This window comes from Halalkalibacter lacteus (genome assembly GCF_036663595.1).
GTDB classification, from domain to species: Bacteria; Bacillota; Bacilli; order Bacillales; family Bacillaceae_D; genus Halalkalibacter; species Halalkalibacter lacteus.
This window is the reverse complement of the sequence record NZ_JAWRVL010000056.1, coordinates 1-10061: the sequence shown is the minus strand read 5'-3', so window position 1 is coordinate 10061 and position 10061 is coordinate 1. Positions and strand designations below refer to the sequence as shown.

Below are 10061 nucleotides of genomic sequence, written 5' to 3'. Positions count from 1 at the left end.
TTGGTGCGGTGTTAGGAGCTGCTCTTTTGGGAAAAGCAGTCGGATTTTATCCAATTGAATCTGCTATTACAGCTGGATTGTGCATGGCAAACATGGGAGGAACAGGCGATGTAGCTGTGTTGTCAGCATCAAAAAGAATGCAGTTAATGCCTTTTGCCCAAATTGCATCAAGACTGGGCGGCGCGATTATCCTATTATTGGCAGGGTTGATCATTCCACTCTTTATATAAAGGGATTAAAACCAAACCACTTTTTTAAGTTAATTAGTAAAGCCTCGTTCACATTAGTTGTGAGTAAAATGTAGTATTTCTATCAAAACTTTAAACTGGGACTCTATTAGTCTAAAAAAAGACAGTTGTAAGTATGTTCTAGAAAGTTTTGCTAAATGGAAAGGGGCATATTTATTCCTGTAATTTTGCATAAATATCGAATAGGTTTCTAAAAACGAAGTGGGTTAGACAAAAAGGAGCCGTAAATATCATGTCAAAAATAATAGCAATCAATGCAGGGAGCTCTTCTTTGAAGTTCCAATTATTTGAAATGCCAAGTGAAGAAGTACTTACAGCTGGGTTAGTAGAACGAATCGGTTTAGATAAGGGAATATTTACTATTTTAGTGAACGGAGAAAAAGTAAAAGAAATAATAGACATACCAGACCATGCTGTTGCTGTTAAGATGCTTCTTAATAAACTTACACATTTTGGAATTGTTGAGTCTTTAAATGAAATTGAAGGAATCGGTCATCGTATTGTACACGGTGGTGAGATTTTTAATAACTCTGTTTTAATTACAGATGAAACAATTCAAAAAATTGAGGAGTTATCAGATTTAGCCCCACTTCATAACCCAGCAAATGTTGTTGGAGTTAAAGCATTCAAAGAAGTTTTACCAAATGTAAAAGCAGTAGCTGTTTTTGATACGGCATTCCATCAAACAATGCCGGAAAGATCATTCTTATATAGTTTACCTTATGAATATTATGAAAAATATGGAATTCGTAAATATGGTTTTCATGGTACCTCACATAAATATGTATCTGAAAGAGCAGCAGAATTATTAGGGCGTCCGATCGAACAATTGCGATTGATTTCTTGTCACTTAGGAAATGGAGCGAGTATAGCAGCAATTGAAGGTGGAAAATCTATTGATACTTCAATGGGCTTTACTCCACTTGCAGGTGTTGCAATGGGGACTCGTTCAGGGAACATTGACCCAGCGTTGATTCCATTCATTATGGAAAAAACAGGTCAATCAGAAATAGAAGTGTTAGATATTTTAAATAAAAAGAGTGGTGTATTGGGCATTTCAGGGTTATCAAGCGATCTTCGTGACATCGAACAAGCTGCTGAAGAAGGAAATGATCGTGCAGAAACAGCTCTTGAAGTATTCTCTAGTAGAATTCATAAATATATTGGTTCATACGCAGCACAAATGTCTGGAGTAGATGCTATTATTTTTACTGCTGGAATTGGGGAAAACAGTGATATTATCCGTTCACGTGTATTATGTGGTTTGGAATTCATGGGTGTTTATTGGGATCCTACACTTAATCAGGTCCGTGGTGAAGAAAGATGTATTAGCTATCCGCATTCTCCGGTAAAAGTTATCATTATTCCGACGAATGAAGAAGTTATGATTGCTCGTGATGTAGTACAAATAGCTGTACCCGTCCATCATTGAGATAAGGACTTTTAGAATACCTTGGTTCAATTAATCCGTACTTTATGTAATTAAAAAAAGTAAAAATAATGATGAAATTTTTTGTTAATGTGATACACTATTTATAGAATTTCAGTTAAATAGTATAACTTAATTGATTGAGGGGGACTTATTAATATGATTAGTGTTGCGATTAACGGGTTTGGTCGTATTGGAAGAATGGTGTTTCGTCAAGCGATAAAAGAAAGCTCATTCCGGGTCGTAGCCATTAATGCGAGCTATCCGGCAGAGACGTTAGCACACCTTATTAAGTACGACACCGTACACGGGAAGTTTGACGGTACTGTAGAGGTATCGCAAGATCATTTATTGGTGGATGGTAAGGAAGTTAAGCTTCTTAATCAACGTAATCCGCAAGAGCTGCCTTGGAAAGAGCTAGGAATAGAAGTTGTAATTGAAGCAACAGGAAAATTTAATGCAAAAGAAAAAGCAAGTCTGCACTTAGAGGCTGGGGCAAAGAAGGTCATTTTAACAGCTCCAGGTAAAAATGAAGACGTTACGATAGTAGTTGGTGTAAACGATGAGCAATTGGATATTACAAAACACGATGTGATCTCAAATGCCTCTTGTACAACAAATTGTCTTGCTCCAGTCGTCAAGCTGTTAGATGAACAATTCGGCATTGAGAATGGCTTAATGACTACTGTACATGCCTATACAAATGATCAAAATAATATTGATAATCCACATAAAGATTTACGTAGAGCTCGTGCTTGTGCACAATCTATTATTCCAACAACAACCGGTGCTGCTAAAGCTTTGGCAAAGGTACTACCACATTTAACTGGAAAATTACATGGAATGGCACTACGCGTTCCGACTCCAAATGTATCGCTTGTAGACCTTGTAGTAGACGTAAAAAGTGATGTGACAGTGGAACAAATTAATAATGCTTTCGAGAATGCGGCCCAAGGTTCTATGAAGGGAATTATACAATTCTGTGATTCACCGCTTGTGTCAGTAGATTTCAATACAAATCCAAATTCATCTATTATTGATGGTTTATCTACAATCGTTATGGGGACCCGTAAGGTAAAAGTTCTTGCCTGGTATGATAATGAGTGGGGCTACTCTTGTCGAGTAGTAGATCTTGTAAAGCTAGTTACAAATCAGTTAGCTAGCCCAAAAAATATACAATATATTTAAGTGGTTGATTGAATACTAGCAACTTAAGGCACCAATATTTCAGAAGAATTAACAAACAAATCCTTATAAATAGTATGAATCATTTAAGTAGATGTTATGTACTATTTGAGGGGATTACGAGAAATTTTATAAAAAAGACAAAAGGATGGTATATATGAGTATTGTGGACGTTCAAATCGAATTACATGATTTACTAAATGGAAGTAATGCACAAGTTCAATTAAGTGTTTCGCAGTTAGTGGAAAAAGTAATAAAGAGAGAAGAAGGAAAATTAACTTCTACCGGTGCTGTTTCTGTTTCAACGGGTAAATACACAGGTCGTTCTCCTAAAGATAAATTCATTGTTAAGGAAGCATCTACTGCAGATAAAATTGATTGGGGTACTGTAAACCAACCAATTTCTGAGCAGCATTTTGATAATCTGTACACAAAGGTATTAGAATACTTAAAAGAAAAAGAAGAAATCTTCGTATTTAAAGGCTTTGCCGGAGCGGATCAGAGCTCTCGTCTTCCAATTCAAGTAATAAATGAACTTGCTTGGCATAACTTATTTGCACATCAATTGTTTATTCGTCCGACAGAGATGGATTCCTCGCGTAATGATGAACCATTTACAATCGTATCTGCTCCAACATTCAAAGCTAATCCGGATATTGACGGTACAAATTCTGAAACGTTTATCATTGTTTCTTTTGAAAAGCGTGTTATTCTAATTGGCGGTACTGAGTATGCAGGTGAAATGAAGAAATCCATCTTCTCTATCATGAACTACTTGTTACCAGAACAAGACATTTTACCTATGCACTGTTCTGCAAACGTATCTGAAGAAGGTGATGTGGCATTGTTCTTCGGCTTATCCGGAACAGGAAAGACAACGCTATCTGCAGATCCAAACCGTAAGTTAATCGGTGATGACGAGCATGGCTGGTCTGATAACGGCGTATTTAATATTGAAGGAGGTTGCTATGCAAAATGCGTGAACCTATCTCGGGAGAAGGAACCTCAAATCTTTGATGCGATTACATTCGGTTCTGTATTAGAAAATGTTGTCATTGATAAGGAGACTGGTCTTGCAAATTACAATGATGTATCCTTAACTGAAAATACACGAGCAGCATATTCAATTGACGCAATTGATAATATCATGCTTCCAAGTGTTGCTGGACACCCAAATACAATTGTGTTCTTAACAGCTGATGCATTCGGTGTATTACCTCCAATCAGCAAGTTATCTAAAGAACAAGCCATGTACCATTTCTTAAGCGGCTATACTAGTAAGCTAGCAGGAACGGAGCGGGGGGTTACATCTCCGGAAGTAACGTTTTCTACATGCTTTGGTTCTCCATTCTTACCGCTTAACGCATTTCGTTATGCTGAAATGCTTGGAGAAAAAATTGAAAAGCACAATGCAAAAGTATTCTTAGTTAACACTGGCTGGACTGGCGGAGAATATGGTGTAGGTCAACGGATGAATCTTTCCTACACTCGCGCAATGGTGAGAGCAGCACTTAACGGAGAATTAGACAACGTGGAAACCGGAAAGGACGACATCTTCGGTCTGGAAATTCCGCTTCATGTTCCAGGTGTTCCTGATAGCGTATTAATTCCAGAAAAAACCTGGACTGACAAGGAAGCTTATAAAGCAAAAGCCTTAGACCTTGCCAGCAAGTTCAATGAAAACTTCAAAAAGTTCACCAGCGTATCAGAAGAGATGGTTAAGCTGGGCGGACCTCTTGTATAACGAAAAGTGGAGCCGACTTTTTTAGCTCTTACAGAGATAAAATGGCTTTTAATAGAGACATAAAACCTAAATGACTACTTGTTCAATGACAGCTTATGATGGAAATTCTAAACAACTTATTTATGAATTTTGCTTCATTTTGTACAAACTTCACCCGTGGCGTGGGTGAAGTTGTCTTTTTTTATCTTATGCATCGCTAATATCATTCAAACAAATAGGTTTATAGTATTTAATAAATTAGTTAACTAAAATTTTAAAGTAACATACTCTCTCATTGTTTTTTCATAAATAGTTACTTCATGTTCACTTTTTCATACAGAACACTAGTAAGAAAGGAGAGGTAAAAATGAGCAACAGTGAAACCAAATCAGACGTTATTTTAATTGGTGCCGGGATCATGAGTGCAACTTTGGGTACACTTCTGAAAGAATTAGTGCCAGGATGGGAAATAAAGGTATTTGAAAAGCTTGCAAACGCAGGAGAGGAAAGTTCTAACGAATGGAATAATGCAGGAACGGGGCATGCGGCACTGTGCGAACTTAACTATACGGTTGAACAACCGGATGGATTCATAGATATTAGCAAAGCGATAAAGATTAATGAACAATTTCAGGTTTCCATGCAGTTTTGGTCATATCTTATAAACAGCAAGCTGATCCAAAATCCACAGGATTTTATCATGCCATTGCCTCATATGAGCTTAGTTCAAGGGGCACAAAATGTATCGTTTTTAAAGAAACGATTTAAAGCGCTATCAAAGAATCCATTATTTCAAGGGATGGAATTTTCAGATGATCCTGAAAAAATAATGGAATGGATTCCGCTCATTATGCAAGAACGCGCATCGAATGAGCCCATAGCGGCAACAAAGATCGACTCAGGCACTGATATCAACTTTGGAGCTTTAACGCGCATGTTATTTGACCACTTAGAGAGTAAAAATGTCGATGTGAATTACAAACATAGTGTTGATAACATTAATCGTACGAGAGACGGCTTGTGGGAATTGAAAGTGAGGAATCTCGAGAGCGGTACTGTTGAAAGCCATACTGCAAAGTTCATCTTTGTAGGAAGCGGGGGAGGAAGCGTTCATTTACTGCAAAAATCCGGTATTCCTGAAGGAAAACATATTGGAGGATTCCCGGTAAGCGGGCTATTTATGGTGTGTAATAATCCTGAAGTTGTAGAGCAGCATCATGCAAAAGTATACGGAAAAGCTAAGGTTGGTGCTCCTCCAATGTCTGTTCCACATCTTGACACACGATTTATCGACAATAAAAAATCGTTGTTATTTGGACCGTTTGCTGGTTTCTCACCAAAGTTTTTGAAAAACGGCTCAATGTTTGATTTAATCACTTCCGTAAAACTGGATAATGTCTTAACGATGTTGGCGGCAGGTGCAAAAAACATGTCATTGACAAAATACCTGATCCAGCAAATTATGTTATCAAAAGAACAGCGCATGGAAGAATTACGTGAATTTATCCCGAACGCCAAAAGCGAGGATTGGGATTTAGTAGCAGCAGGCCAGCGTGTGCAAGTTATTAAAGATACTGAAGCTGGTAAAGGAACACTTCAATTTGGTACGGAAGTTGTTAGTGCCGCTGATGGTTCAATTGCAGCATTGCTCGGCGCTTCTCCTGGTGCTTCTACCGCCGTACACGTCATGCTTGAAGTAATAACTAAATGTTTCCCTGAACATTTAAATGAGTGGGAACCGAAAATGAAAGAAATGATTCCTTCTTATGGCTTATCACTAATGGAAAATCCAGATCTTCTAAACGAAATTCATACTTCAACAGCTCAAACACTTGGTCTAATTGAAAAAAAGCCCGAACTGGTCTTTAGTTAATTCTTTAGAGCGGTTTGACTGTAACATTCGTTGTGTATTTAGCAAAAGTATTTTTAAAATTTAAAAATACTTAATAAAGTTACAAAAACTATGAAGCTTTCAAATAAACACTATAATTATTGGTAAAGAAGGAGATTAAATATAACGCAGTAAAACAGAAAGCGCTTTTTCTCTCCTGATTTATACTATCTAAAAAGTACCATAGTTACCGTCTAATATAATCAGTGATTTATATACAAAGTAATATGCTAATTACCATTTCAATTTGTAATGAAAATTCAACAAAGACAGGGAGATTTAGTTATGTCAACATTACGCGAAGAAGCATTAAAGATGCATAAAGAAAATCAAGGAAAACTTAGTGTCCATTCTAAAGTCAAAGTACGTGATGCAAAAGATTTAAGTCTTGCTTATTCACCAGGTGTAGCGGAGCCATGTTTGGCTATTCATGAGACTGAAAGTAAAGTATATGATTACACAATGAAGGGAAATCTTGTTGCTGTAGTTTCAAATGGAACCGCTGTCCTTGGTCTTGGAAATATCGGGCCAAAAGCAGCTATGCCGGTCATGGAAGGGAAGGCATTGTTATTTAAAGAATTTGCAAATGTTGATGCTTTTCCTTTATGCATAAATTCGACTGATACGGATAAAATTGTCGAACACGTTAAAATGTTAGAGCCTACTTTTGGCGGAGTAAACTTAGAAGATATCGCTGCACCACAATGCTTTGAAATTGAAGAGCGTTTACGCAAAGAGTGTGATATCCCTATTTTCCATGATGACCAACATGGAACAGCGATTGTGACAGCAGCAGGACTAATTAATGCTCTTAAACTCGCAAATAAAAACATTGAGGATATTCGTGTCGTAGCAAATGGAGCTGGAGCTGCAGGTGTAGCAATCGTCAAACTGTTGCTGAATATGGGTGTGAAAGATGTTATTTTATGCGATACAAAAGGAATCATTTATAAAGATCGTCCGGTTGGTATGAATAAATTCAAAGAAGAAATGGCAAGTATCACAAATAAAGGACAAAAGCAAGGGTCATTAACAGATGCATTGCAAGGTGCTGATGTGTTCGTTGGGGTTTCTGCGGCAGGAGCAGTAACAAAAGAAATGGTTCGTTCGATGAAAGAGAATCCAATTATTTTTGCGATGGCTAATCCAGTTCCAGAAATTATGCCGGAAGAGGCAAAAGAAGCGGGAGCACTTGTAGTTGGAACAGGACGCTCTGATTTCCCGAATCAGGTTAATAATGTCCTCGCATTCCCTGGAATTTTCCGCGGTGCTTTAGATGTTCGTGCGAAGGAAATTAACGAAGAAATGAAAGTTGCTGCCGTTTATGCAATTTCTGGACTAATTAACAGTGAAGAATTGCACGCTGATTATGTCATTCCGGATCCATTTGATCCAAGAGTAGCGAAACATGTAGCAGAATCTGTTGCAGCTGCAGCAATAAATACAGGGGTTGCGCGAAAAAAATTGAATGCACAAGAACCTAATGAGGATCTACTAGTAGCAAAATAACGTTGAACCGAGGGCTGTCACCCGAAACGGTTGCTATAAGGCAGAAGCTGAAATGCATTTATCCTTGTGAGGGTAGGGGTATGACCTATGAATCTCTTGTAATGAGAGTGGAGGAATAGCCCCAAGTCTAGCGAGATGAAACGACTATTTTCCAAGCGTTCATCGCACCGATCTGGTAGGAACGTGGGGATTTCCACAGTGCGAGCTTTTAGAAGGAAGACATTAAACACCTTCTTGTCTAAGGGTAACGAGGAACTTATAGTCTAGTACAAACCGTTAGATGGAACGTGGAATGATGGGAAACTATCACGTTCCGTGCGGAGCAGGGGAAAAGCCGGAGATCACATCAAACGCTTACCTATTGCTAACGTTAGTTCAAGAAGATCGGGTTATTCTGAAGATAGGAATGTAAGAAATTATGTTTTCTTGAAACTGTCTCACTAATACTCCTACATGCTTTGAATAGTGATCGCTTAATAAGCCTTGAAGCTTCTCCAGTCGATTTCAGTCGGCTAGGGCAACCATAGCTGGGTAATGAAGGTTGAAACTACCGAAGTGCCGTAAAGGTAATTGAAAGCCAAAGGGAGTAATAAACCCAATGGAATTGTAGTGAATACTCTCTGTCGTTTAAATATGGTGAGAATGTCGTACCAACGGCTGACGAATCTCCGAAGGTAAACCTCGACAGAAGTACGGTCCCGAAAAGTTCCTTCCTTGAATCTATCATTGATCGAAATAATGAGTTAAACAACAAGGCGGAGGATGGAAGTATTACAAATATGATGATGAATTATAAGGAAAAGAAAATCATCATGCTGTACGATTATTCAATTAAAAATGGGTATGATACGATTTGGAGCCCTTAGGAGTGATCGACAGCGTATGCGATGACGACATTGACTCACTTGAAGGAAGCGAAGGAATTGCCGGAGCTCTTTATGAAATCAAAGGATGAGATGGCGGTTTGGCGGATGCTGAGGAGAGTGTCGGATCGGATTAAGGTTGAGTTGTATTCGGAACAGTTGGATAAGGCGAGTGGGGTGCAGTGTTTTCGGTTTAAGGATGTTGAGGTTCGGATGAATGGGTTGGAGAGTCAGGTTGAGATTGTGAAGGGTGATTTTTATAAAGTAGTTGGGTATGAGGAGTTGCGAAGGAAGCCGAGCGGGGTGTTTCGGGAGGTTTTGGATGAATAAGGAGTCTACCTGTGTTTAGGTGGACTTTGGTATGAATAAAGATAGAGGATTATTATCCAAAAGGGGATTACAGTTGTGATCTTCTTTTTTTGTATATTGACAAAGATATTCAAAAGATGAAGGAGAAAAGACCCCAACGTGTGCTAATTCAGTAATTGGTTCAGAAGGTATGTCTTAGTAACTTGACATATTCTCCTTAACAGCTTTTGATGTAGTTATACACCAAATAAGGAGGAATACAGAATGTATCAAGATTATCATCACGTTTTAAGTGTAATTGATTTCAAAAGTACTGAACATAATACAACTTTTGTTAAATTCACTGGTTATGATGCCGTTTTAGGGAAAAAATTTGAAGGGGAAGTCAAATTTGTTGGTGGTTTGCCATTTGGGGATTTAATTCATCCTCAAAGGTCTTCTTTATCTTCTGAATGCAGACAATTCGTGCGAGTGATGTTGTTGAATAAGTATAACGCAGGCGAATTTAGTTAATTGTAAATTGTTAAGAAAATGTTTCCGTTTGTTTGCTTTGTTATATAGGATTGGACGTTATTCTTTTTACTTTTAAATAGAAGTAAAATATTTTAGTTGATCTTAGTGTTGTACTATGATAGATTAGTATACCTAGCCGCAAAAAACAGTTTTAAATTAACTGTTGCGCAGAATTATTTATTGTGATATAGTATTACTTGTCGCAGTTAACGACTGGTTATTTCGTAACAAGTTGCAAAAACAATCTTGAGAAGTTGTTGCGCGGAATAAGTTGTTATGTTATGATAGTAAATGTTGCTAACGAGTGACACGAAAAAGAGTTCTTTGAAAACTGAACAAAAGCCAAGCGAAATAGAGATACATGTTATCTCGTCAATTAAATCCTATCATT

At 37.8% G+C, this 10061-nt stretch carries 8 protein-coding genes; all 8 read left to right on the top strand.

Going from position 1 to position 10061, the window contains the following annotated elements:
* Positions 1 to 230, top strand: a 230-nt coding sequence (locus tag SAZ04_RS21045) for a 2-hydroxycarboxylate transporter family protein (RefSeq protein ID WP_332699259.1), incomplete at its 5' end; no start/stop codon positions are given.
* 250 nt (positions 231 to 480) lie between these two features.
* Positions 481 to 1680: an acetate kinase gene (locus tag SAZ04_RS21040; protein ID WP_332699256.1), complete on the top strand. Its 1200-nt coding sequence runs from the start codon at positions 481 to 483 to the stop codon at positions 1678 to 1680.
* A gap of 156 nt (positions 1681 to 1836) precedes the next feature.
* Complete coding sequence (locus tag SAZ04_RS21035) at positions 1837 to 2865, top strand: glyceraldehyde-3-phosphate dehydrogenase (protein ID WP_332699253.1); 1029 nt, start codon at positions 1837 to 1839, stop codon at positions 2863 to 2865.
* Positions 2866 to 3019: 154 nt separating this feature from the next.
* Entirely contained in the window at positions 3020 to 4606 is a 1587-nt protein-coding gene (gene pckA, locus SAZ04_RS21030) for a phosphoenolpyruvate carboxykinase (ATP) (RefSeq protein ID WP_332699251.1), read from the top strand.
* Between the two features lie 313 nt (positions 4607 to 4919).
* Entirely contained in the window at positions 4920 to 6458 is a 1539-nt protein-coding gene (locus SAZ04_RS21025; protein WP_332699262.1) for a malate:quinone oxidoreductase, read from the top strand.
* A gap of 303 nt (positions 6459 to 6761) precedes the next feature.
* The gene (gene ystJ, locus SAZ04_RS21020; protein WP_332699248.1) at positions 6762 to 7985 is read left to right on the top strand and encodes an NADP-dependent malic enzyme; all 1224 of its coding nucleotides are present in this window, start codon (positions 6762 to 6764) and stop codon (positions 7983 to 7985) included.
* An 887-nt stretch (positions 7986 to 8872) separates the two neighbouring features.
* On the top strand, positions 8873 to 9178 hold the full coding sequence (locus SAZ04_RS21015; RefSeq protein ID WP_332699245.1) for a hypothetical protein: 306 nt from the start codon (positions 8873 to 8875) through the stop codon (positions 9176 to 9178).
* A gap of 243 nt (positions 9179 to 9421) precedes the next feature.
* Positions 9422 to 9670 carry a hypothetical protein gene (locus tag SAZ04_RS21010; RefSeq protein ID WP_332699242.1) on the top strand — a complete coding sequence of 83 codons (249 nt, stop codon included), beginning with the start codon at positions 9422 to 9424 and terminating at the stop codon, positions 9668 to 9670.
* Positions 9671 to 10061: the final 391 nt, after the last annotated feature.